Below are 22,197 nucleotides of genomic sequence, written 5' to 3' on the forward strand. Positions count from 1 at the left end.
TTACCGCAGCTTCAGGCTTGCCAGGCCGATCAGGCACAGCAGCATGGTGATGATCCAGAAGCGGATGACCACCTGGGTCTCGTTCCAGCCGCTCTTCTCGAAGTGGTGGTGCAGCGGTGCCATCTTGAAGATGCGCCGGCCCTCGCCGAACTTCCGCTTCGTGAACTTGAACCAGCTCACCTGCAGCATCACGCTCAGCACTTCGGCCACGAAGATGCCGCCCATGATGCCCAGCAGGATCTCCTGGCGCGTGATGACAGCCAGCGTGCCCAGGCCGCCGCCCAACGCCAGCGCGCCGACATCGCCCATGAAGACCTGGGCTGGATGCGCGTTGAACCAGAGGAAGGCCAGGCCGGCGCCGGCCATCGCGGCGCAGAAGATCAGCAGCTCGCCGGCACCTGGGATGTAAGGCAGCAGCAGGTACTTGGCGAACACCGAAGAACCGGTCAGGTAGGCAAACAGGCCCAGGGCCGAGCCCACCATGACGACGGGCATGATGGCCAGACCGTCCAGGCCGTCGGTGAAGTTCACAGCGTTGCTGGTTCCAACGATGACGAAGTAGGACAGGCCGACGAAGCCCCACACGCCCAACGGCATCGAGATGGTCTTGAAGAACGGGATCAGCAGATCGGCCTTGGGTGGCAGCTCGGTCGAGAAGCCACTGGTGACCCAGCGGAAGAACAGCTGCACAACGCCGAGGAAGGAGGTCTCCGACACGCTAAACGCAAGGTAGATCGCGGCGACCAGGCCGATCAGGCTCTGCCAGAAGAACTTCTCGCGGCTGCGCATGCCCTCGGGGTTCTTGTCGACCACCTTGCGCCAGTCGTCCACCCAGCCGATGGCGCCGAATCCCATGGTGACCAGCATGACCACCCAGACGAAGCGATTGCTCCAGTCGAACCACAGCAGCGTGGACACGCCGATGCCGATGAGGACCAGCACGCCGCCCATGGTGGGCGTGCCGCTCTTGGCCAGGTGGGCCTGCACGCCGTAGGCGCGCACGGGCTGGCCGATCTTCATCTCGGTCAGGCGGCGAATGACCCAAGGCCCGAAGGCCAGGCCGATCAGCAGTGCCGTCATGGCGGCCATCACCGCGCGGAAGGTGATGTACTGGAACAGGCGCAGGAAGCCCAGGTCGGGGTAGATGCCCTGCAGCCACTGGGCGAGGCTAAGCAGCATGGGTGTCTCCTGATTGAGATTGAAGTGCGGAGACCACTTGTTCCATCTTCATGAAGCGCGAGCCCTTGACCAGGGTCTGGGCCGCGTCGGGTCGTGTGTCCAGGGCCGCGATCAGCGTGGCCGTGTCGTCGAAGGCGCGTGCCCCGGGGCCGTAGGCCGCAGCGGCGTCGCGGGCGGCGGAGCCGGCCGTCCAGAGATGCGCGATGCCGCGCGCGGCGGCATAGGCGCCCACCTCCTGATGGAAAGCGGGGCCGTCGTCGCCGACCTCGCCCATGTCGCCAAGGATGAGCCAGCCCGCGCCGGGCAGGCTTGCCAGCAGGTCGATGGCGGCGCGCACGCTGTCGGGATTGGCGTTGTAGCTGTCGTCAACGAGGGCGCGGCCGCGCGCGTCGACTTTCAGCTCCGAGCGGCCCTTGACGGCACGGAAGGCCTCCAGGCCCTGGGCAATGGCACTCAGCGGCGCGCCCGCCGCCAGCGCGCACGCGCCCGCCGCCAGCGCATTGCGCACGTTGTGCTCGCCGGCCACGTGCAGCGCCACGGGCGCGGTGCCTGCGGGCGTGTGCAACTCCAGCGCCCAATGGGTGCCCATCCAGGTCGCGTCGCCGGTCACGTCGGCCTGGCCGCGCAGCGCGAAGCTCAGGTGGGGGCGAGAGCCCGCCAGCTCCAGCCAGATGGGCGCACAGGCGTCCTCGGCAGGGAAGACGGCGCAGCCGCTGGGACCCAGTGCCTCGATGACTGTGCCGTTCTCTCGCGCGACAGCTTCCACCGTGGCCATGAATTCCTGGTGCTCGCGCTGAGCGTTGTTGACCAGGGCCACCGTCGGCTGCGTCATCGCGGCCAGCGGCGCGATCTCGCCAGGGTGGTTCATGCCCAGCTCGACGACGGCAGCACGATGGCTGGTCTCGTCGTCGTGGCGCAGCCGCAGCAGCGTCAGCGGCACGCCGATCTCGTTGTTGTAGTTGCCCTCGGTCGCCAGCGCCGCGTCGGCCACCCAGGCACGCAGGATGCTGGCGATCATCTGGGTCGCCGTCGTCTTGCCATTGGAGCCGGTGACAGCGATCACCGGCAGATGCTGCTGGCGGCGCCATGCGGCGGCGAGCTGGCCGAGGGCGACCTTGGCGTCGCGCACGAGCAGGCCGGGCAGACCTGCTTCAGCGAGGCCGCGCTCCGCCAGCGCAGCGGCGGCGCCGGACGCCTTGGCCTGTGCGAGGAAATCGTTGGCATCGAAGCGCTCGCCGCGCAGTGCGACGAACAGGTCGCCAGCCCGCAGCGTGCGCGTGTCGCTGTGCACGCGGGCGAAGCCGGTCGCGCCGTCGCCCACCAGGGTCGAGCCCGGCAGCAGCGCCTGCGCTTCAGCCAGCGACATGAAGTTGCTCACAGGCCCGCCCTTTCCAGCAGCGCGGCGCGCGCTTCGCCGACGTCGGAGAAGGGGCGGCGCACGCCGTTGACTTCCTGGTAATCCTCGTGGCCCTTGCCGGCGATGAGGACGATATCGCGCGCCCCAGCCTGGGCGATGGCCGCTCGGATGGCTTCCTCGCGCGCCTCGATGACCAGGGCCTGCGGCGCGGCCACGGCGATGTCGGCCATGATCTGCGCCGGTGCCTCGGTGCGCGGGTTGTCCGTCGTGACGACGACGCGGCTCGCCAGGCGCGCCGCGATGGCGCCCATCTGCGGGCGCTTGCCGCGATCGCGGTCCCCGCCGCAGCCGAACACGCAGACCAGCTCTCCGCCGCGCGCCTGCGCCAGGCCCTGCAGGGCGGACAGCGCCTTGTCCAGCGCGTCAGGCGTGTGGGCGTAGTCGACGACGACCTGAGGCAGTTCACGGCCATTGCCCACTCGCTGCATGCGTCCCGGCACCGGCGTCACGCGGCCCAGCACGCGGGCCACGTCTGCCAGCGCATGACCTTGTGCGCGAAGGGCGCCGGCCACGCCCAGCAGATTGGCCGCGTTGTAGTCGCCGATCAGGCCCGTCTGCACTTCAACGGTCTCGCCGCTCTCGCACAGCGTGAAGGCCAGACCCTCGCCGGTGTAGTGCAGGCCGCGGGCCAACAGCCGGGCATCGCTGCGCTCGACGCCGGTGCTCCAGACGTCCAAAGACGCCAGTTCTGCGGCCAGGTCCTCGCCCTTGGGATCGTCAATGTTCACGACGGCGGCACGCAGGCCAGGGAAATCGAACAGCGCACGCTTGGCCACCCAATAGGCGTCCATCGTGCGGTGGTAGTCGAGATGGTCTTGCGTGAAGTTCGTGAAGACCGCGACACGCACGGCACTGCCCGCCAGACGGCCTTCGACGATGCCGATGCTGCTGGCCTCGATGGCGCAGGCCGAGAAGGCCTGGTCGCGCATGCGGGCGAAGGCGGCCTGCAGCAGCACAGGGTCGGGCGTGGTCAGGCCGTTGTAGTCCAGCTTGGGTGGCTCGCCGATGCCCAGCGTGCCGACGACACCGCAGCGCCTGCCAAGCTGGCCTGACGCCTGTGCAATCCACCAGGCCGACGAGGTCTTGCCATTGGTGCCGGTGACGGCGATGACGTCCAGCGTGTCGGTGGGCTTGCCAAAGAAGGCCGCGGCAATCTCGCCGGTGCGCGCCTTCAGGTCGGGAAGCGAGGCGACGCGCGCGTCGACGAAGCCGAAGCGCTCCACGTCGCCATCCTCGACAAGGCAGGTGGCGGCGCCAGCGGCCAGCGCCGCGCTCACGAACTCGCGGCCGTCGCGCGCATAGCCGGGCCAGGCAATGAAGGCGTCGCCGGGCTGGACCTGGCGGCTGTCGGTGCGCAGCGTGCCGGTGCACCACTCGCTGAGCCAGCGCGCGGCGGCGTCGGAGGATTTCAGGCGTGTCAGCATCAGAAGCTCTCTTCCACGGCGACGGCCTTCTGGTTGGCGACGATCTGACTCTTCACGTCCAGGTCCGGCTGTACACCCAGCAGGCGCAGCGTCTGCGCCGTGACCTGACTGAACACCGGGCCGGCGACCTTGCCGCCGTAGTACACGCCAGCCGTGGGCTCGTCCACCATGACGGCGACGACGATGCGCGGCTTGCTGATGGGCGCGACGCCGACGAACCAGGAACGGTACTTGTGGCTGGCGTAGCCGCGGCCTTCCTGCTTGTGCGCCGTACCGCTCTTGCCGCCGATGCTGTAGCCGGGCACCTGGGCATCGGGCGCCGTGCCACCAGGACCGGCGGCGGCCTGCAGCATCAGGCGCAACTCGCGAGCGATCTCGGGGCGGAAAACGCGGATGCCGGCGACCGGGTGGTCGTGCGGCTGACGCAGCATGCTGACGGGGATGATCTCGCCATCGCGCGCAAACACGGTGTAAGCGCGTGCCAGCTGGAACAGCGACGCCGACAGGCCGTAGCCGTAGCTCATCGTGGCCTGCTCGATGGGCCGCCAGGTCTTGTAGGGGCGCAGCTTGCCGGAGATGGCGCCGGGGAAGCTGATCTGCGGCCGCTGGCCCAGGCCGATTGCCGTGAACATCTCGTGCATCTCCCGAGGCGGCATCTGCATCGCGAGCTTGGCGGCGCCGATGTTGCTGGAGAACTTGATAACTTCGCGCACGGGGATCACGCCATGGGCCCTGGTGTCGCTGATGACGGCACCTTGGAAGGCGTACCTGCCGTTGCCGGTGTCCACCAGGGTGTCGGGCGTGGAGCGGCCGGTCTCCATGGACAGGCCGGCGATGAAGGGCTTCATCGTCGAGCCGGGTTCGAAGACGTCGGTCAGCGCACGGTTGCGCAGTTGCTCGCCGGAGAGGTTCTGGCGGTTTCCGGGGTCGTAGCTGGGGAAGTTGGCCAGGGCCAGCACCTCGCCGCTCTGCACGTCCAGCACGACAACGGAGCCCGCCTTGGCCTTGTTCTCGGCCACTGCGTCACGGATGCGCTGGTAGGCGAAGAACTGCACCTTGGAGTCGACGGCGAGATCGATGTCGTGGCCATTGGCGGCCGGCACGATGTCGCCGATGTCCTCGACGACGCGGCCCAGGCGATCACGCACGACAGAGCGCGAGCCATCGCGGCCCTGCAGCTCCTTCTGAAAGGCCAGTTCGATACCCTCCTGGCCGCGATCCTCGACGTTGGTGAAGCCGACCACATGGGCCGCCGCCTCGCCCTCCGGGTACTTGCGGCGGTACTCGCGGTCCTGGAAGATGCCCTTGAGGCCGATTGCCTTCACACGTGCGGCGGTGTCGTCATCGGCCAGACGCTTGAGCCAGACGAAGCGCGACTCGGGATTGAGCTTCGCTGCCAGCTCCTTGTTCGACAGACCCAGCGCCTTGGCCAGCTCGCGGCGCTTGTCGGCGTCAGCATCGACTTCCTTGGGAATGGCCCAGATCGACGGCACGGCCACGCTGGCAGCCAACACCTGGCCAGAGCGGTCATTGATGCGGCCACGACTTGCCGGCAGCTCCAGCGTATGCGCATAGCGCGCCTCGCCCTGCTTCTGGAAGAACTCCGTGTGCAGCACCTGAACATAGATGGCACGCGCGAGCAGGCCGGCGAATGCCAGCCCCACCAGGGCGACGAGGAAGCGCGAGCGCCAGGGCGGCGTCTTGGACGCCAGCAGCGGGCTCGTGGAATAGCTGACGCCGCGGCCCGAGCCCAGGGCGCGTGCGCCTGACCTGCTCTGCCGGGTCATGTCTGCCCCCTTCGTGCAGCGCGTCCCGCCGGGCGTGGGCGAGCTTGCTTGAGGAGGCGCTGGGCAGTGCTCATGGCGTCACCCCCGACGCGACAACGGCGGGCGAGATCACGCGCATGCGCAGGCGCTCGCGGGCGACCTGCTCCACGCGCAGGTTGGTGGCCTGCGCATGACGCTCGGCTTTCAGCCGCTCGGCGTCGGCGGCCAGGCGCTGGCCTTCATTCTTGGCTCGCTCTCGTTCGGCAAAGAGGCGGCGCGACTCGTAGGCGTTGTGCACGAGCACGAGGCCACTGGCCAGCACGGCCAGCAGGAGGATGAGATTGAGCTTGACCACTCCGTCAGGCCTTCAATGGCGCATCGGTGCGCTCGGCCACGCGCAGCACCGCGGAGCGTGCGCGCGGGTTTGCGGCCACTTCGGCGGCGCTGGGCATCACACGGCCCAACGCCTTCAGCGCCAGCGCTGGCGGCGGCGCGAAAGGCGCGCGGCGGTCCACCTCGGCCTTGCTGTGGGCAGCAATGAACTGCTTGACGCGGCGGTCCTCCAGCGAATGAAAGCTGATGACGCTCAGCCGCCCACCGGGCGCCAGCAGGTGCAGCGCGGCATTCAGCCCTTGCTCAAGCTCCTCAAGCTCGCCATTGACATGAATCCGAAGGGCTTGAAAGGTGCGCGTGGCCGGGTCCTGGCCGGGCTCGCGGGTCTTGACCGCGCGAGCCACGAGTTCGCGCAGCTCGTCGGTGCGCGTGAGACGCGCACCGGTTTCGCGGCGAGCAACAACCGCCTTTGCAATCTGTGCAGCAAACCGTTCTTCGCCATAGTCTCGAATCACCCGTGCAATCTCGCGCTCGTCGGCGCTCGCGAGGAAGTCCGCTGCACTCGCCCCGCGCGTCGTGTCCATGCGCATGTCCAACGGCCCGTCGAAGCGGAAGCTGAAGCCGCGCGCCGGGTTGTCAATCTGCGGGCTGGACACGCCCAGGTCCAGCAGCACGCCGTCCACCTGGTGCACCCCCAGCGCCATCAGTTGCTCAGCCATGTCGGCAAAGCCGCTGTGGACGATGGCGAAGCGCGGATCGGCGATGGCCGCGGCCGCAGCGATAGCCTCGGGGTCGCGGTCGATGGCGATCAGTCGGCCCCCAGGGGCCAGTTTGGCCAGCAGCGCACGCGAATGGCCGCCTCGACCGAAGGTGCCGTCGACGTAGACACCGTCCGGCCGCGCGAGCACGCCGTCCACCGCCTCGTTCAGCAGCACGGTGGTGTGGCGGAACGTGGCGCTCTCGTTCATCCCGGCGGCCATCAGAAGCTGAAGTCCTTGAGCGCGTCGGGCAGCGGGCCGGCCATCACCTCGGCCTCGTGGGCGGCATGAGCCTCGGCATCCCAGAGCTCGAAGTGGCTGCCCATGCCCAGCAGCATCACATCGCTCTTCAGGCCCGCGCTCTTGCGCAGCTCGGGCGAGATCAGGACGCGTGCCGCCGAATCAATGTCGACGTCCATCGCGTTGCCGAGGAAGACGCGCTTCCAGCCGGCGGCCGACATCGGCAGCGCTGCGACCTTGTCGCGGAAAACCTCCCAGGTCGGCCGCGGGAACAGCATCAGGCAGCCATCGGGATGCTTCGTGACGGTCAGGCGCCCTTGGCAGAGGAGTTGCAGCACCTCTCGGTGTCGGCTGGGCACACTCAGGCGGCCCTTGGCGTCTAGCGCCAAGTTGGAGGCTCCCTGAAAGACGATTTCCGACACTTTTCACCACGAAACGACACTTCCTCCCACTTTAAGGGGCGGACCGTAGCCGGTCAAGGATCGGCACAAGTTTTTTCAATGAAATCAAGCACTTAGGATTGGCTGTCGTTTTATACAGCCACGCTCAGAAAAGGCGTTCATAAATAAGGACTTGGGGGAATATTGCGAAGTGGCGCTTGAACTGTGCGCACACACCTTCGTCACGTTTGTCCCATGTTCTGGCTGTCTGATCAGCGCGTGAGAACTCAGGTCCACATGCAGAACTCAGGTCCTGAGCCTGAGACTTCAGATCAACTCAGCGAACTCGTCGCCCCCTCGCGACAAGTTAGTGTGTGCACGCATACTTTACGACGACACACCTCCACCAGGCGCCAACGTGGCTCCGTTGATGGTGCCTGGGTTTTGCCGCACATATCACGGCACCCAGTGGCCATTGCTCACTCAGAATGACTGGCAGCCGCCAATTTCTGCTGAAATTTCATGCGGTTTCAGCCCTGTCTATCTACCGAGGAAGCCATGTGTCGTTCCTGTTCCCCGTGCGCTTCGGGCAACGCCTTGCCGCCGCCCTCGATGCGCCACGCATACCATGCATGACATGGACCAGAGGACGCCGAAGAACGCCGACTCCAAGGTGGAGGCCGTCGCGGCCAACCGTCGACTCCTCATCGCCGGCCGCGATGCCGGGCCGGGGCCGACCCCGAGGCGTCAGGGCGCGTGCCTGCCTCATGCCGGCGTGACCGCATCTTGAACCGCCAGCATTCGTCCTCCCTCTTTGCCGCCCTGGCGCTCGGCGCCAGCATTGGTTTGCTGCTGCCGGCTCTCATCGTCGGAGGCCTCTTCATCGGCTTGCGCGAGTCCCGGGTGGCCGAGCAGTCCCTGCAGCGAGACCTGGACGCCAAGCTGGACGTGCTGGCCAGCAGCCTGCCCGAGCTGCTCTGGAACCTGGACGCCGTCGCGGCGCGCGAGGTCGTGTCGGCGATCGTCAAGTCGCCCGAGGTCGTTCGGGTCAGCGTCAGCGACGCATCGCAGGGCCTGCCATTCATCGAAAACCACCTGCCCGAGCGCCGCCTGGGGCGGACGCTGACCGGGGAGCGCGACATCCTGCGCGGCGCCACGCGCATCGGCCACATCCAGATCGAGATCGACGACCACCTCAGCACGGCGGCCGTGCTGCGTCAGCGCTGGCTCTACGGGGCAACAGTCGGCGGCCAGCTGCTGGCCTCGTTGGCGTTGGTGCTGTGGCTGCTGAACTCGCGCCTGTTCCGGCCGCTGCGCGAGCTGGGTGGCTTCGCCAACGACCTCGCCGCGGGCCGCTTCAACGCCAAGCTCGAGCACCGGCGCGAGGACGAGATCGGCCAGTTGGGCAGTCACCTCGAACACATGCGCGACGCGCTGCAGCAGCAGTTCGATGCGCAGCGCCACCTCATCGAGCGGCTGCGCGGCATGGCCGAAACGGTACCCGGCGTCGTCTATCAACTGCGGCTGGCTGTCAACGGCGAATTCAGCTTCGCCTACGTCAGCGAGGCGGTGCGCGAGTACTTCCTGCTTGGCAGCGCCGAGCTCAGCCGCAGCGCCGCCCCCTGGTTCGAGCGCATCCACCCCGACGACCGCGCCATCGTGCGGGAGAGCCTACTCGCCTCGGCCCGCAACCTGAGCCCCTGGCAACAGGAGTTCCGCACCCCGCAGGCCGACGGCAGCGAGCGTTGGCTGTACGGCAATGCCATCGCCCAGCGCGAAGCCGACGGCAGCGTGCTGTGGCACGGCTTCCTGACCGACATCTCACGCCAGCGCCGCGACGCGCTGGAGCTGGAGCGCTACCGCCACCACCTGGAAGAGCTGGTCGAGGCCCGCACGGCCGAACTGGCCGAGGTCACCCAGGCAGCACAGGCGGCCAGCCTCGCCAAGAGCGCCTTCCTGGCCAACATGAGCCACGAGATCCGCACGCCAATGAACGCCATCATCGGCCTGACCTATCTCGCCCAGAGCGACACCATCGAGCCCGAGCAGCAGCAACGGCTGCAGAAGGTCGCCGACGCCGCCGAACACCTGCTGAGCGTCATCAACAACGTGCTGGACTTCTCCAAGATCGAGGCTGGCAAGGTTCAGCTGGAGCGGCGTGAGTTCACCGTCGACCAGGTGCTGGACAACATCGCCAACATGACGACGCAGGCAGCTGCCGCCAAGCGCCTGCGCGTTGAGACCGACGTCGCACCGGCTCTGAGTGGGCGGGTCCTGATCGGCGACCCACAGCGCATCTCCGAGGTGCTGCTGAACTTTGCCGGCAATGCCGTCAAGTTCACTGACAAGGGCTTCGTGCGCCTGAGTGCGCGGCTGGCCGAAGGCGGGGCCGGCCCTGGCCTGGCGCTGCGCTTCGAGGTGGAGGACAGCGGCATCGGCATCGCGCCGGACGTACAGGCCCGTCTCTTCCGCGACTTCGAGCAGGCCGACAGCTCGACGACACGCCGCTACGGCGGCACCGGTCTGGGTCTGGCCATTTGCCGCCGCCTAGCTGCCCTGATGGGCGGCAGCGTCGGTGTCGAGAGCGCGCTGGGCCGCGGCAGCAAGTTCTGGTTCACGCTCAACGTCGACGCGGCGGCCTACATCCCTCCGACAGCCGCGCCGACCCCGCGACCGCATTCGGTGCGCGAACGCCTGGCAGGACTTGCCCGGACCGAGCCGCGTCGCATCCTCCTGGCCGAAGACAACCCGGTCAACCAGGAGGTGGCCGTCGCCCTCATTGGCAGCGCCGGCCTGACCGTGGACGTGGCCGTGGACGGCCGGCAGGCCGTCGACATGGTCAGGGCGGGCGACTACGCCCTCGTGCTGATGGATGTCCAGATGCCCATCATGGATGGCCTGGACGCGACCCGCGCCATCCGCCGACTGCCCCAGGGTGCCACGCTGCCCATCCTTGCCATGACGGCCAACGCCTTCGACGAGGAACGCAGGCGGTGCCTGGACGCCGGCATGGACGACCACGTTGCCAAGCCGGTCGTCGCCGAGCAGCTGTTTGCCACCCTCTACGACTGGTTGTCGGGTGCGCGGACGACGACCGGGGGCCTCCCCGACGCCGTCAGGGGCCGCCCAGCGACTCCTTGATGACGCGACCGGATCCGGCCTGCAGTGGCCGCGCGTTCATCGGGTAGAGCCGGGCGAAGACGTCGAGCTGCTGGCCCGACAACGCGACAGGCTGGCGCAGCACCATCCACAGCACGCCCTCGCTGCAGGGCGGCGTCGTCAGCGAGCCCATGTAGGTGTAGTAGCCGCGCTCCTCGGGCAGCAACTGGTTCAGGTCGATCTGTGCCTGGGCCGGCAGCGCTTCGCCTTTTTCCAGTGGCAGGTTGCCCCAGACGGTCTGGATGATGGGATGGGCCTTGTCGTCACGGCCCCGCTCCAGCAGCACCGCGACCACGGCCAGCCGCCCCTGCACATCCCGGTGCACGAGGTGGGCCACCATGTCGAACTGCTTGCCGTTGATGCGCTCCTCGCTGGGGCGGTGGAAATGGAACTGCTGCAGCTCGTAGCGACGTCCCATGACGGTGAGCCCGTTGCCGGGCGCGACGTCGACCTGGATGGTGTTGCCGTTGTCCAGCACCGAGAAGCTGCCCGGCCGATAGTCGAAGGCGATGGGCTCGAGATCAACGGCCAGCCCCTCGCGGATGTCGATGGGGCTTTGGCGCGTCCCGATGGCGCAGAGCCGGTTCTCGGGTGCCAGCCCGGCCCAGTGCTCCGGGCCGACGTCGCCTGCATAGCCCCAACGTGCCGGCCTGGGCGTCTCGGCCCTGGCGGGCTTGGCGCCCTTCGCCGCGGGCCGGGCCGTGGCCAGGCCTTCGACCGGGGTCGCCAGCCGCTCTGCCAGGCGCTGGCGCAGCACCTCGACGGGCTCCTTGGTGTCCTGGGCCTGGGCAGCGAGCGCGAGCAGGCAGACGGCGAGTGTCACGCGCGTTCTCATGCCGGTCATTTTCGGCAGGCTGGCCGCGAGCTTGAGCGGCACTTCAGGCCGCGATCGAACGCCTGACGCCGTACCAGGCCACCAGGCCGACCAGCATCAGCCCGGCGGAGGTGAACGCCAGAGCCACCGTCGAGTGCATGACCAGCGGCACCAGCAGGCCGGCGACGAGGCCGTTGGCCGCCGAGCCGATGCAGGCCTGCAGTGAAGACGCCATGCCGCGCCGCTCGGGCACCTGATCCAGCACCAGCAACGTGACGACCGGCACCATCATGGCCCAGCCGAAGGAGAACAGGCCGATCAGCGGCAGCGCCCAGAAGGCGTTCAGCGGCGCGAACAGGTTGAGCGCGATATTGACGACCGACACCACCACCATGATGCGGAAGCCGCGCATGATCTGACGTTGCGGCGACATCTTGCCGGCCAGCCGGCCACTGACAGCCGCGCCGGCCATGATGCCGCCGATGGTGCACAGGAAGAACCAGAAGAACTGCGTCGGCGCGAACTGCAGGTGGTCCCCCAGGTACACCGGCGTCGCGAGCACGTATAGGAACATGCCATTGAACGGGATGCCGCTGGCCAGCACCAGCATCATGAAGCGTTTGCTGGTGCACAGCCGCCAGTACTCGCGCATCAGCGCGCCGACGTGAAAGGGCTGGACCAGATCGGGATGGAGCGTCTCGGGCAGCAACCGCCAGTTGGACACCAGCAGCGCCGCAGACACCGCAGTCAGGAACCAGAAGATCGAGTGCCAATCGGCGTGCACGAACAGGAAGCCCCCGACCATGGGCGCGATGGCCGGCGCGACGCCGAAGAACAGCGTCACCTGCGACATCACGCGTTGCGCGTCCGCCGGAGGGAACATATCGCGGATGATGGCCCGCGACACCACAATGCCCGCGCCGGCCGACATGCCCTGCACGGTGCGCCAGAACACCAGCTGACCGATGGAGCTCGCCACTGCGCAGCCGATGCTGGCCAGCGTGAAGACGGCCAGGCCGATCAGCACGACGGGGCGGCGGCCGAAGCAGTCCGACAGCGCGCCGTGGAAGAGGTTCATGAAGGCGAAGCCCAGCAGGTACGCGGACAGCGTCTGCTGCATCTGTACCGGCGTCGCATCCAGCGCGGCGGCAATCCCGGCGAAGGCCGGCAGATAGGTGTCGATGGAGAAGGGGCCGACCATGGCCAGGCAGGCCAGCAGGACGGACAGGGCCCAGCGGGGCGCGCGCCACAGGCGGCTGGCGTCAGGATTCATCGGGGCGGTCGGGTGGGCAGGGCAGCCGCAGGATGCGACGGCCGGCCAGTGTATCGACCCGCTCCCACGCGCGCTGGCGCGGGGTTGCGGCACACCTCACGCAAAACCTTGTCGCGACTGCGCCGTCTTGAACTGCCCGATGACGTCGAGCAGGCCGGCCGCCTGCTGCCGCAGGCTCTCGGCCGCGGCAGCGCTCTGTTCCACGAGAGCCGCGTTCTGCTGCGTGCCCTGGTCGATGGATGCGACCGCCTGGTTGACCTGGCCGATCCCGCTGCTTTGCTCGGTGGCAGCGGAGTTGATCTCGGCCATCAGGTCCGTCACGCGGCGCACTTGGCTGACGATATCGCCCATGGTCGCTCCCGCCTCCCCGACGAGCTCGCTGCCGTCCTGGACCTTTTGGACGCTGGCGCCGATCAGGCCCTTGATCTCGCGCGCCGCCTGCGCACTACGCTGGGCCAGGGCACGCACCTCGCCGGCCACGACGGCGAAGCCCCGCCCCTGTTCGCCGGCCCGCGCAGCCTCCACGGCCGCGTTCAGCGCCAAGATGTTGGTCTGGAAGGCGATACCGTCGATGGTGCCAATGATGTCGGCGATGCGCCGACTGGAGTCGCTGATCTCGCCCATGGTAGTCACAACGCGCTGCACGACGTCGCCGCCGCGCCCGGCCACCTCGGTCGCTGCCGTGGCCAGCCGGCTGGCCTGGCGGGAGTTCTCGGCGGCCCGCTGCACGGTGGACGTCATCTCCTGCATGGACGCCGCCGTCTGCTGCAGCGCACTGGCTTGTCGCTCGGTCCGGCTGGACAGGTCATGGTTACCTGTCGCGATCTGCTGCGACGCGGTGGCGATGCTGTCCGCTGACTGGCGCACGCGCCACACCATGTCCACCAGGCCATCGTTCATGCGCTTGAGCGCGGCCAGCAACTGGCCGGTCTCGTCGCCACGATCTACCAAGATGTCCGAAGTCAGGTCGCCCGAGGCCACCGCCTCGGCCAGCCGCACGGCACGCGCCAGCGGCCGTGTCACGGCATTGCTGAGCGCCCAGCCCAGCAACACGGCGGCAGCCACGGCCGCAACGCTGGCACCCACCATCACTGCGCGGTCACGGCCATAGGCGGCCTCGGTCTGGCGCACGCGCGCAAGAGATTCGCGCCCCTCGTAGGCGAGGTACTCCTCGGTCGCCTTCAGCAGCGCGGCGAGCAGCGGGCGGCATTCGCCGTTCATCTTGGCGATCGCCTCGTCGCGCTTGCCATCCAAAGCCATGCCAACGATGGCCAGGGCCACCGGGCCGTATTGGGACTCGATGCGCTCCATGTCGGCCACCAGCGCGGCGTCGCGCTCACCCAGGTCGCCCGCCTTGGCCACAGCCTGCTTGAGCGCAGCCATGACCCGCCCCATGTCCTCATGCGCCCGGCTGACACTCGCCTTCTCGAATTCGCGGTCAGCGGGCGTCGTCACCAGCACCAGGTTGCGCGCCGCAATGGCCCGCCGCGACGCCGCCCCACGCACGTCGTTGACCAGGCGCTCGCGCTCGCCGACACCCTCCAGGTAGCCGGTGAAACGGCCGTTGGATCGGCTCAAGGAGTTCAGCGCCAGGCCCGACACGAGCAGCACGACTGCAGCCAGCAGCGCGAAGCCCAGCATCAGCTTGGAGCGCAAACTTAGATTGCTCACCTTCATCGCAACACTCCCCTTGATGTCGCCCGAAGCCTGAGCCCGGCACTCGATTCGGGCGCTTCGAGCACCGTGGAAGATTCGATGGGCCGCCCGACCCGGGGCGGCGGCTGCGCCGCGTGGCGCCAGGCATGGAGTGACACGGCGCAGCCCCGGGGCTAACGTCGTTAAAGCGTGAATCTAGCCGCTGCAAACGCGCTTGGCGAGGGAAAAGGGAAGCGGGAAAGGGAAACGAAAGAAAGAGTGAAGCAAGCCGATAGGCCGGATTCTGTGCACCGCCCTCCCCTTGCGGTTCGGACGGCGTGACCGCCATTCCTCTGGGCCGGACATCACTGCCCGGCTCGGTGCCACCTACCCGCCAGCTCTGCGAGCCGCATCAACGCTGGCCTACTTGGTGTTGCTGCGCGTAGAGATTGCCCGTTTCACCCGGACTTAACCGGCTCGTCTCTGTTGCTCTGATCCTCGGCTTACGCCGGGCAGCCGTTAGCTGCTACGCCGCTCTATGCAGTCCGGACCTTCCTCCAGGGCCTCGTTTCCGAGATTGCCCCAGCGGCGGTCTGGCTTGCTTCACGGGAACGATTATCGCTGCTGTGGGCATGCGGCTTGCCGCGAACCGTTGAACCCGGAGACCCGCAATGACGTCACCCATGAGAACAGGCCAGGCGCAGCCGACGTCGCGCCAGGCGTTTGGCGAGCGCTTCCGCCAGCGCTTCGTCGATCCCGCCTTCGCCCCCGAGCGGGAGGCGCTCGGGCGGCTGGAGCAGATCGCCTGGGAGGCCTTCCAGCAAGGCCGCAAGGCGCCGCTCACCGTCAAGGCCGGCACCGGCTTCGCTGATCCGGACTACGACCTGTCGCGCGAGTGGCGCGAGCTGCAGATGCGCCTGCAGCAGGCCCAGGCGCGATGGACGGACCGCGCTGCGCCGTCGCGCGTCCTCATCATCAACGCCTCGCCACGCAACGACGGCAGTTGCCCCGGCGAGATTTCCAAGACCTGGCGGCTGGCACAGATCGCACGCAGCGCCTGCGAGGCCGAGGGCATGGCGGTCGACATGCTGGACCTGAGCCGCCTGACTTCCGACTACGACCGCCACATCCACCCCTGCAAGGGTTGCGTGTCCACCGCGATGCCGCTGTGCCACTGGCCCTGCAGCTGCTACCCCAACCACGCGAACGGGCAAACCAACGACTGGATGGCCGAGATCTACGAGCAGTGGGTGGCCGCCCATGGCGTGCTGCTGCTTGCGCCGGTGCACTGGTACCAGGCTCCCAGCCCGCTGAAACTGATGATGGACCGCCTCGTCTGCGCCGATGGCGGCAACCCCGACCCGACCTCCACGCAGGGCAAGCAGGCTCAGCTCGCTCGCGATCTGGAACTCAAGGGCTGGGACTACCCCAAGCACCTCGCCGGCCGCGTCTATGGCCTGGTCGTGCATGGCGACGTGGCTGGCATCGACGGCACGCGCCGCGCCTTGTCGGACTGGCTCGACTGGATGGGGCTGCTGGACGCCGGCTTCGGCGCCCGGCTGGAGCGCTACATCGGCTACTACCAGCCCTATGCCACCAGCCACGACGCGCTGGATGCCGACCTTGCCGTGCAGGCGGAGGTGCGCCTTGCCGCCCAGGCAGTGGCACGCGCCGTGGGCCTGGCCCGCGACGGTCTCCTCAGGCGGGGCGACGAAGCGTTGGCACGGCCGCGCCCGAAGTAGGCGCTGCTGGCAAACTCGGGCGCTTCAGCGATACGGAGCCCCAGATGAAAGCCGCCAGCATCCTCGACACCATCGGCAATACCCCCCACATTCGCCTGCAACGCCTGTTCGGAGGCGCTGAGGTCTGGGTCAAGTCCGAGCGCAGCAACCCGGGCGGTTCGATCAAGGACCGCATCGCGCTTTCGATGATCCAGGACGCCGAGGCGCAAGGCCTGCTCAAGCCGGGCGGCATCATCATCGAGCCGACCTCGGGCAACACCGGTGTGGGCCTGGCCATGGTGGCGGCCGTCAAGGGCTACAAACTCATCCTCGTGATGCCCGACAGCATGAGCATCGAGCGCCGCCGCCTGATGCTGGCTTATGGCGCCAGCTTCGACCTGACGCCGCGCGAGAAGGGCATGAAGGGAGCCATCGCCCGCGCCCGCGAGCTGCTGGAACAGCACCCCGGCTCGTGGATGCCGCAGCAGTTCGAGAATGGAGCCAACCCGGCCATCCACGCCAAGGCGACGGCGCAGGAGATCCTGCGCGACTTCCCCGACGGCCTGGATGTGCTGATCACTGGCGTCGGCACCGGCGGCCACATCACCGGCTGCGCCCAGGTGCTGAAGGCCGCGTGGCCCCAACTCAAGGTCTACGCCGTGGAGCCCAGCGCCTCGCCGGTCATCAGCGGCGGCCAGCCCAGCCCACATCCCATCCAGGGCATCGGCGCGGGCTTTATCCCGGCCGTGCTGGACACCGCGCTGCTGGACGGTGTCATCCAGGTCGAAGCCGAGGCCGCGCGCGAATACGCCCGCCGCTGCGCCCGCGAGGAGGGGCTCCTGGTGGGCATCTCCAGCGGCGCGACGCTGGCCGCCATCGCGCAGAAGCTGCCCGAGCTGCCCGCGAACGCACGCGTGCTGGGCTTCAACTACGACACCGGCGAGCGTTACTTGTCCGTCGAGGGCTTTCTGCCCCAGAACTGAGCCGCGCCTCTCGGGGCGGTCGCGGTGCGGCGACTACTCGCCGCCCTGCTCTTCCTCGAAGCCCTCGTTGTCCTTGCGCGCCTGCTTGGCCAGCTCGGCCTTCAGCGGCTTCAGCGACTCAATGAGAGCCTCGGGTGGCTTAGGGGCCACCAGACGCAGCGCCGGCGGCGGCAGGCTGGCGAGGTAGGGCGGGCCGAAGACGTACTGCTGCTCCTGGCGGCTCCCAACCTGCAGGCCTAGGCCCAGCAACAGCAGGGCCACGATGCCGCCGTTCAGCGTGCGCCGGGCGCCCGGCCAGACGAGGCGGGAATGCCAGGCGACCAGCACCGCGGCAGCCACCGGCGTGGCCAGCGACTCCAGCGCCATGAGGCGCGGCCAGGAGAAGGCGTAGGCGATGGCCGGGAGGGTCCATTCGAGAACCTGCAACGCGACAACAACGACCAGCACGCGGCGCAGATGTGTCGTGAACGGGAAGCGGTGCTGGAACAACTGGCTGGCCAGCGACCACAACCCCGCCCAGGCAAGCACGAAAGCCAGCGGCGCCAACAGCGGTGAGGCGTAGTCCACCCAGCGCGCGTCGGGATCGACGGCGCTCCAGCGATCCACCCACTGGAAGAACAGCATCGCCACAAGCAGCAGCGGCACCAGCGCCCAGTGACGCGTCTTGTCGACGATGAGCAGGTGCTCAGGCGCCAGCCGGTCGTCGGTGGTGCGCAGGCGCAGCGAGCAGCCGGCCAACTGGAAGGCGCCGCCCCCGGGCAATGGCGCTTCGTCGCCGGAGACCAGGCGCTGCCTGCCGACGTGGCCGCCGTTGCGGCTCTCCAGCAGCTTCAGCAGCACGCCCCCGCCCGGGGCGAGCCGCAGCTCCGCGTGTTCTGCAGCGAGGTGTCCGTCGTCCAACACGATGTCACAGGCCGGCGAGCGGCCGATGCGCACCGGCCAGCGCGTCACGCGCTGAACCAGGGTGGCACGGCCGTCCCGGCCCAGCAGCTCGACGACGGCCGATGCCGGCGCCTTGGGGGCGTCCACCATCACTTGGCCTTGCTGCTGTTCGTCCACGCGAAGCCCCCCAGGTAATGCGCCGCGAGCTTGAGCGCGTTGTCGAAGCTGACGCCGCGGGCGTCGAAGCGCCCAAGGGCGCCTTGGTTCGCAGCATCCACCGTCGTCACGAGGACGCTGAGGTCGTGCAGCCCCTCCAGCTTGCGGTAGGCGCGCAGGCAGACGACGGCGCGCAGCGGCAGACCGTCGCGGTCGACGAACTGCTCCTTGCAATAGGGCGCCGTGCGCGATTTGTCGGCCTGCCCCAGGCGCTCGTTGCGGAAGCTGCCTGAATACTGGCGCGCGAAGCGCAACGCGCCGAGCTTGCTGCCGTCATAGGCCTCGTGGGACATGTCCAGCCATCCCGTCTGCAGGCTGCCGCCCACGAAGAGCGGGTGGTCCATGCGGCACTGCGAGCGCTCGAAGTCAAGGCCCTTGGTGTCCGCCGGCGTGCCCCGCCCCCAGCAGCGCATGAAGTCTTGCTTGGGCACCGGCAGCCGGTAGCGCTCGTTGTTCGCACTTTCCCAGGGCAGGGCGAGGAAGCGGGTGACGAGTTCGTCCTGGTACTTCGTGAGCTGCTCGCGCAGCCGGCTCCAGGCCGCCGTGCGTATGGGCTTGGCGGCCAGGCTGCGCTTGACAAGCCCCTCGGCGAACTCGCCCGGCACCAGAAAGCTGACCTGCTGGGCAAACAGCAGCGTCGACACGTTGACGCCAACGACCAGACCGTCCTCGTCCAGCACCGGCCCACCGCTCATGCCGGGATTGATGCCGCCTGCGTAGTAGATCAGCGGGTCGAAGCTGCGCTCGACCAGGCCGTTGTAGTTGCCCTCGACGACGGCGAAGGCGACGTCGTGCGGGTTGCCCATGGAGTAGATGCGCTCGCCCTTGGCCAGCGGCTGGTTCTGCGGCCGGAAGCCCAGCGCGCCGCGGCCCTTCAGCCCCCCGCCTTTACCGTCATCGACGGCGCGCAGCAGCGCCAAGTCGCGGCGGACATCGAAGTCCAGCAGCTCGAGCGCGCCGCTCTGGCCGTCGGTCGTCGCATAGCGCAGTCGGTAGCTGTCAGGCTCGAGTGCGAACTGGCTGATGACGTGGTAGTTGGTGACGACATGGCCCTCGTCGCTGACCAGGAAGCCCGAGCCCACGGAGGCCTGGCTGTCCTGGGTCTTGAGCAGCGTGCGGATCTGCAGCAGTTGGCTCTTGCTGCGCTCGTACAGGCGCCGGGCGCTGGCAGACACCGTGGGCGGTTGCTGGGCCTGCGCCGCCGCGGTGGGGGGCGCAACGGGCGGCGCAACGGGCGGCGCCGACTGCGCAGGGGCTACGGCGGCCAGGCCTGCAAAGGCCAGACCTGTCAGCAGCTTCAAACAGGACTTCATCAACAAGCAAAACCTCCCTGGGCGGGCGCCGATGCTAGCCGCTTTGGGCGGAATACCCGATCGTCAGCATAGAAGTCGCCTGCAGCATTCGGCGCCCACCAGCCGGGAATGCCGAGCACGGGGAGCGGCGGCAGGTCCGCCGGCCGGAGCGTGGCGGGCAACTGCGGCGCCTCGATGTCGGCCACGAACAGGACGCGGGCGCACAGCGGCGGGCGAGGTGCCAGCAGCTTCTCCAGCAATGCATGGCCCACGACGAGGGCGCGCGCCTGCCGCCATAACGCGCGCTGTGTGACGAACAGAGTCGTCCAGTCCTGCTCGCGCAAGGCCTGCCGCAGCGGCTGTGGCACGGCGAGCAGCAGGCCACTCTCGTCCAGCAGCGTCAGCGCATCTCGCAGCGGGCCGCGGCGCCCGGGCGGCGCCGGCGGCGCAGCGATGTGCGCGCGATTCAGCGCGGCCTTGAAGCCCGGACTGCGCAGCCAAACCAGGCCGTTGAACAGGTCATGCGCGTTGTGCCGCGTCGGTACGCGGCCGGTGGCGGCGATGTGCTGCTCGTAGCCGGTGTTCCGCGGGCCGGCCGGCTCGAAGCGCTCGTGGGCCAGTGCGCTGTGCACGGGCCGACCGGCCGCCAGCCGCGCGAGCACTGGCACCGCCACGTCGCGGTAAGGCGCGAACCAGGGCTGCGCCCAGTCGGGGGCGATCATCCGTGGCCGAAGCGGACCTGATTGGGGTTCTTGTCCGGCTGCAGCTGAAAGGCCTGCGGATGCTTGCGGAAGAGCTTGGTCGATGGTGCTGTCTTGGCCAGCAGCCCGGCCTCCTTCAAGGCCTTGGCAGCGGCACCGAGGTCGTGCCATTGGCCGTCTGCAAGCTTGGGCAGCAGGGCCAGGACGGCGTTGATCTCCTTCGCCGCAGCAACGTTCGCGTCGACGGGCGCAGTCACAGCCTTGGACGGTGTCGCGGGGGCCACCTTCGGAGCGGCCTTCGGTGTCGGTGCCGGTGCCGGTGCCGGTGTCGGTGCGGGAGTCGGTGCGGGGGTCGGTGCGGGGGTCGGTGCCGCGGCCTTGGCCGGCGCGGCCTTCTCCGCCTTCTTCGCCGCCGGCCTGGACGCTGCAGCCTTCTTCGCGGGCTCGCGCTTGGCCGCCGGCCTGGGGCTGCCGTGGGCCAGCTCGTTGAACTGGTCGTAGATCTGGATGACACCGTCGCCCGTCTTGCCGTACTGGCCGAAGCCGCGCAGCCAGGCGCCTTTCTCGCGCAGCCGCAGCACCAACGGCGCGAAGTCGCTATCGGACGACACCAGCACGATGACGTCGGGCTTCTCGGTGATGGCCAGGTCCATGGCGTCGGCGGCCAGCGCGATGTCGGTGGAGTTCTTGCCGATGGCCAGGTTGACGATGGCGCGCAGACCCAGCCGCTTCAGGAAGTTCTGTTCGCGCAGCGCCTGCTCGGCATTGCAGTAGGCGCGGCGGATGTGCGCGGCGCCGTAGTCCTTGAACACGGCGTTCAGGGCCTGCTCGATGACGTCGGTGGCGACGTTGTCGAAGTCGACGAGGAAGGCAACCTTTTTGTTCTCGTTCATGCGATCAGTTTCCAGTTCAGCGTTTCGCCGCCACGCAGCGGTTTCAGTTGGGCTTCCCCGAAAGGCACGGCCTCCGGCAGCGCCCAGGGCTGGCGCTTGAGCGTGACGGTGCCGGTGTTGCGAGGCAGGCCGTAGAAGTCGGGGCCGTGATGGCCGGCGAAGGCGTCGAGCTTGTCCAGCGCGCCGATGCCTTCGAAGGCTTCCGCATACAGCTCCAGCGCCGAGATGGCGGTGAAGCAGCCGGCGCCGCAAACCGAGTTCTCCTTCATCACCGACGCGTGCGGCGCGCTGTCTGTGCCGAGGAAGAACTTCGGCAGGCCCGAGGCGGCGGCTTGGAGCAGCGCCTGGCGGTGCTCCTCTCGCTTGAGCACAGGCAGGCAGTAGTAGTGCGGGCGCAGGCCGCCAGTGAAGATGGCGTTGCGGTTGTAGAGCAGATGCTGCGGCGTGATGGTGGCGGCCGTGAAGCGGTCGGCCTCGGTCACGTACTGCGCGGCTTCTTTGGTGGTGATGTGCTCAAAGACGACCTTCAGCTCCGGCATCGCCGCGCGCAGCGGCGTCATCACGCGCTCGACAAACACGGCCTCGCGGTCGAAGACATCGATGTCGCCATCCGTCACCTCGCCGTGCACGAGCAAGAGCAGGCCCTCACGCTGCATGGCCTCCAGCGTCTTGTAGGTCTTGCGAATGTCGGTCACGCCGGCATCGCTGTTGGTCGTGGCCCCGGCCGGGTAGAGCTTGAGGGCGACCACGCCGGCGTCCCGCGCGCGCTTGATCTCGTCCGGCGGCGTGTTGTCCGTCAGGTACATCGTCATCAGCGGCTGGAAGTCGGAGCCCGGGGGCAGGGCCGCCAGGATGCGCTCGCGGTAGGCCACGGCCTGCGCGGCGGTGGTGACGGGCGGGCGCAGGTTGGGCATGACGATGGCGCGCGCGAACTGCTGCGCCGTGTAGGGCAGGACGCTGGCGAGCGCCGCCTCGTCGCGCAGGTGCAGGTGCCAGTCGTCGGGGCGGGTGAGCGTCAGGGTGTCGGAAGATGCGTGCATGGGGCGGATTCTCCCATCGCCGCCAGCGCGGAGGGCTTTGGATCCATAGAATCGATCATCGATACCCATAACATTCCAGCCGCTGCACCAA

18 protein-coding genes and 1 other RNA gene are annotated in these 22,197 nt (G+C 68.4%); 3 read left to right on the plus strand and 16 right to left on the minus strand.

All coding sequences use genetic code 11. From position 1 onward, the window contains the following. From mraY to VGF12_RS25235, 7 genes are all read right to left on the minus strand, one after another. Window positions 1–1,179, minus strand: coding sequence for a phospho-N-acetylmuramoyl-pentapeptide-transferase (mraY, locus tag VGF12_RS25205; protein WP_331178798.1), 1,179 nt, complete (start codon window positions 1,177–1,179; stop codon window positions 1–3). Continuing rightward, complete coding sequence (locus tag VGF12_RS25210; RefSeq protein WP_331178799.1) at window positions 1,169–2,545, minus strand: UDP-N-acetylmuramoyl-tripeptide--D-alanyl-D-alanine ligase; 1,377 nt, start codon at window positions 2,543–2,545, stop codon at window positions 1,169–1,171. The genes mraY and VGF12_RS25210 overlap by 11 nt, the downstream gene beginning before the upstream one ends. Before the next feature lie 8 nt (window positions 2,546–2,553). Next, window positions 2,554–4,020: a UDP-N-acetylmuramoyl-L-alanyl-D-glutamate--2,6-diaminopimelate ligase gene (locus tag VGF12_RS25215; RefSeq protein ID WP_331178800.1), complete on the minus strand. Its 1,467-nt coding sequence runs from the start codon at window positions 4,018–4,020 to the stop codon at window positions 2,554–2,556. Next, complete coding sequence (locus VGF12_RS25220; RefSeq protein ID WP_331178801.1) at window positions 4,020–5,807, minus strand: penicillin-binding protein 2; 1,788 nt, start codon at window positions 5,805–5,807, stop codon at window positions 4,020–4,022. The genes VGF12_RS25215 and VGF12_RS25220 overlap by 1 nt, the downstream gene beginning before the upstream one ends. Window positions 5,808–5,877: 70 nt before the next feature. Continuing rightward, window positions 5,878–6,141, minus strand: a complete 264-nt coding sequence (gene ftsL, locus VGF12_RS25225; RefSeq protein WP_331178802.1) for a cell division protein FtsL — start codon at window positions 6,139–6,141, stop codon at window positions 5,878–5,880. A gap of 4 nt (window positions 6,142–6,145) precedes the next feature. Further along, window positions 6,146–7,087 carry a 16S rRNA (cytosine(1402)-N(4))-methyltransferase RsmH gene (rsmH, locus tag VGF12_RS25230; RefSeq protein ID WP_331178803.1) on the minus strand — a complete coding sequence of 314 codons (942 nt, stop codon included), beginning with the start codon at window positions 7,085–7,087 and terminating at the stop codon, window positions 6,146–6,148. An 11-nt stretch (window positions 7,088–7,098) separates the two neighbouring features. Then, window positions 7,099–7,530 carry a division/cell wall cluster transcriptional repressor MraZ gene (locus VGF12_RS25235; protein WP_293500408.1) on the minus strand — a complete coding sequence of 144 codons (432 nt, stop codon included), beginning with the start codon at window positions 7,528–7,530 and terminating at the stop codon, window positions 7,099–7,101. A 753-nt stretch (window positions 7,531–8,283) separates the two neighbouring features. On the opposite strand from VGF12_RS25235, the gene VGF12_RS25240 reads away from it, so the two are divergent. Then, window positions 8,284–10,638 carry an ATP-binding protein gene (locus tag VGF12_RS25240; RefSeq protein ID WP_331178804.1) on the plus strand — a complete coding sequence of 785 codons (2,355 nt, stop codon included), beginning with the start codon at window positions 8,284–8,286 and terminating at the stop codon, window positions 10,636–10,638. Here VGF12_RS25240 and VGF12_RS25245 read toward each other — a convergent pair. From VGF12_RS25245 to rnpB, 4 genes are all read right to left on the minus strand, one after another. Then, complete coding sequence (locus tag VGF12_RS25245; RefSeq protein WP_331178805.1) at window positions 10,613–11,479, minus strand: carbonic anhydrase; 867 nt, start codon at window positions 11,477–11,479, stop codon at window positions 10,613–10,615. The genes VGF12_RS25240 and VGF12_RS25245 overlap by 26 nt on opposite strands. A 55-nt stretch (window positions 11,480–11,534) precedes the next feature. Further along, entirely contained in the window at window positions 11,535–12,743 is a 1,209-nt protein-coding gene (locus VGF12_RS25250; protein WP_331178806.1) for a multidrug effflux MFS transporter, read from the minus strand. Between the two features lie 96 nt (window positions 12,744–12,839). Beyond that, window positions 12,840–14,420 carry a methyl-accepting chemotaxis protein gene (locus VGF12_RS25255; RefSeq protein ID WP_331178807.1) on the minus strand — a complete coding sequence of 527 codons (1,581 nt, stop codon included), beginning with the start codon at window positions 14,418–14,420 and terminating at the stop codon, window positions 12,840–12,842. 235 nt (window positions 14,421–14,655) lie between these two features. Beyond that, window positions 14,656–14,983: RNase P RNA component class A (rnpB, locus tag VGF12_RS25260), an RNA gene on the minus strand. Between the two features lie 66 nt (window positions 14,984–15,049). On the opposite strand from rnpB, the gene VGF12_RS25265 reads away from it, so the two are divergent. After that, window positions 15,050–16,120, plus strand: coding sequence for a flavodoxin family protein (locus VGF12_RS25265; protein WP_331178808.1), 1,071 nt, complete (start codon window positions 15,050–15,052; stop codon window positions 16,118–16,120). Between the two features lie 44 nt (window positions 16,121–16,164). Then, the gene (gene cysK, locus VGF12_RS25270) at window positions 16,165–17,082 is read left to right on the plus strand and encodes a cysteine synthase A (protein ID WP_331178809.1); all 918 of its coding nucleotides are present in this window, start codon (window positions 16,165–16,167) and stop codon (window positions 17,080–17,082) included. Between the two features lie 33 nt (window positions 17,083–17,115). On the opposite strand, the gene VGF12_RS25275 is transcribed toward cysK, so the two are convergent. Genes VGF12_RS25275 through pyrC form a run of 5 tightly spaced genes read right to left on the minus strand, consistent with a single transcriptional unit; the run spans window position 17,116 to window position 22,106 of the window. Continuing rightward, window positions 17,116–18,114 carry an FHA domain-containing protein gene (locus VGF12_RS25275; protein ID WP_331178810.1) on the minus strand — a complete coding sequence of 333 codons (999 nt, stop codon included), beginning with the start codon at window positions 18,112–18,114 and terminating at the stop codon, window positions 17,116–17,118. Further along, window positions 18,114–19,481 carry a serine protease gene (locus VGF12_RS25280; protein ID WP_331178811.1) on the minus strand — a complete coding sequence of 456 codons (1,368 nt, stop codon included), beginning with the start codon at window positions 19,479–19,481 and terminating at the stop codon, window positions 18,114–18,116. The genes VGF12_RS25275 and VGF12_RS25280 overlap by 1 nt, the downstream gene beginning before the upstream one ends. A gap of 11 nt (window positions 19,482–19,492) precedes the next feature. Next, window positions 19,493–20,194, minus strand: a complete 702-nt coding sequence (locus VGF12_RS25285; protein WP_331178812.1) for a DUF3025 domain-containing protein — start codon at window positions 20,192–20,194, stop codon at window positions 19,493–19,495. Beyond that, the gene (locus tag VGF12_RS25290; RefSeq protein WP_331178813.1) at window positions 20,191–21,066 is read right to left on the minus strand and encodes an NYN domain-containing protein; all 876 of its coding nucleotides are present in this window, start codon (window positions 21,064–21,066) and stop codon (window positions 20,191–20,193) included. The genes VGF12_RS25285 and VGF12_RS25290 overlap by 4 nt, the downstream gene beginning before the upstream one ends. Beyond that, entirely contained in the window at window positions 21,063–22,106 is a 1,044-nt protein-coding gene (gene pyrC, locus VGF12_RS25295) for a dihydroorotase (protein WP_331178814.1), read from the minus strand. The genes VGF12_RS25290 and pyrC overlap by 4 nt, the downstream gene beginning before the upstream one ends. Window positions 22,107–22,197: the final 91 nt, after the last annotated feature.

It is taken from the genome of Roseateles sp., assembly GCF_036404855.1.
Lineage (GTDB): Bacteria > Pseudomonadota > Gammaproteobacteria > Burkholderiales > Burkholderiaceae_C > Pelomonas.

What these genes read in the sequence shown, in the direction of transcription:
- VGF12_RS25255 (WP_331178807.1), bottom strand. Translation starts at nt 14,420, where the DNA reads ATGAAGGTGAGCAATCTAAGTTTGCGCTCCAAGCTGATGCTGGGCTTC.
- VGF12_RS25290 (WP_331178813.1), bottom strand. Translation starts at nt 21,066, where the DNA reads ATGAACGAGAACAAAAAGGTTGCCTTCCTCGTCGACTTCGACAACGTC.
- VGF12_RS25265 (WP_331178808.1), top strand. Translation starts at nt 15,050, where the DNA reads ATGACGTCACCCATGAGAACAGGCCAGGCGCAGCCGACGTCGCGCCAG.
- mraY (WP_331178798.1), bottom strand. Translation starts at nt 1,179, where the DNA reads ATGCTGCTTAGCCTCGCCCAGTGGCTGCAGGGCATCTACCCCGACCTG.
- pyrC (WP_331178814.1), bottom strand. Translation starts at nt 22,106, where the DNA reads ATGCACGCATCTTCCGACACCCTGACGCTCACCCGCCCCGACGACTGG.
- rsmH (WP_331178803.1), bottom strand. Translation starts at nt 7,087, where the DNA reads ATGAACGAGAGCGCCACGTTCCGCCACACCACCGTGCTGCTGAACGAG.
- cysK (WP_331178809.1), top strand. Translation starts at nt 16,165, where the DNA reads ATGAAAGCCGCCAGCATCCTCGACACCATCGGCAATACCCCCCACATT.
- VGF12_RS25250 (WP_331178806.1), bottom strand. Translation starts at nt 12,743, where the DNA reads ATGAATCCTGACGCCAGCCGCCTGTGGCGCGCGCCCCGCTGGGCCCTG.
- VGF12_RS25220 (WP_331178801.1), bottom strand. Translation starts at nt 5,807, where the DNA reads ATGACCCGGCAGAGCAGGTCAGGCGCACGCGCCCTGGGCTCGGGCCGC.
- VGF12_RS25275 (WP_331178810.1), bottom strand. Translation starts at nt 18,114, where the DNA reads ATGGTGGACGCCCCCAAGGCGCCGGCATCGGCCGTCGTCGAGCTGCTG.
- VGF12_RS25210 (WP_331178799.1), bottom strand. Translation starts at nt 2,545, where the DNA reads ATGTCGCTGGCTGAAGCGCAGGCGCTGCTGCCGGGCTCGACCCTGGTG.
- VGF12_RS25215 (WP_331178800.1), bottom strand. Translation starts at nt 4,020, where the DNA reads ATGCTGACACGCCTGAAATCCTCCGACGCCGCCGCGCGCTGGCTCAGC.
- VGF12_RS25285 (WP_331178812.1), bottom strand. Translation starts at nt 20,194, where the DNA reads ATGATCGCCCCCGACTGGGCGCAGCCCTGGTTCGCGCCTTACCGCGAC.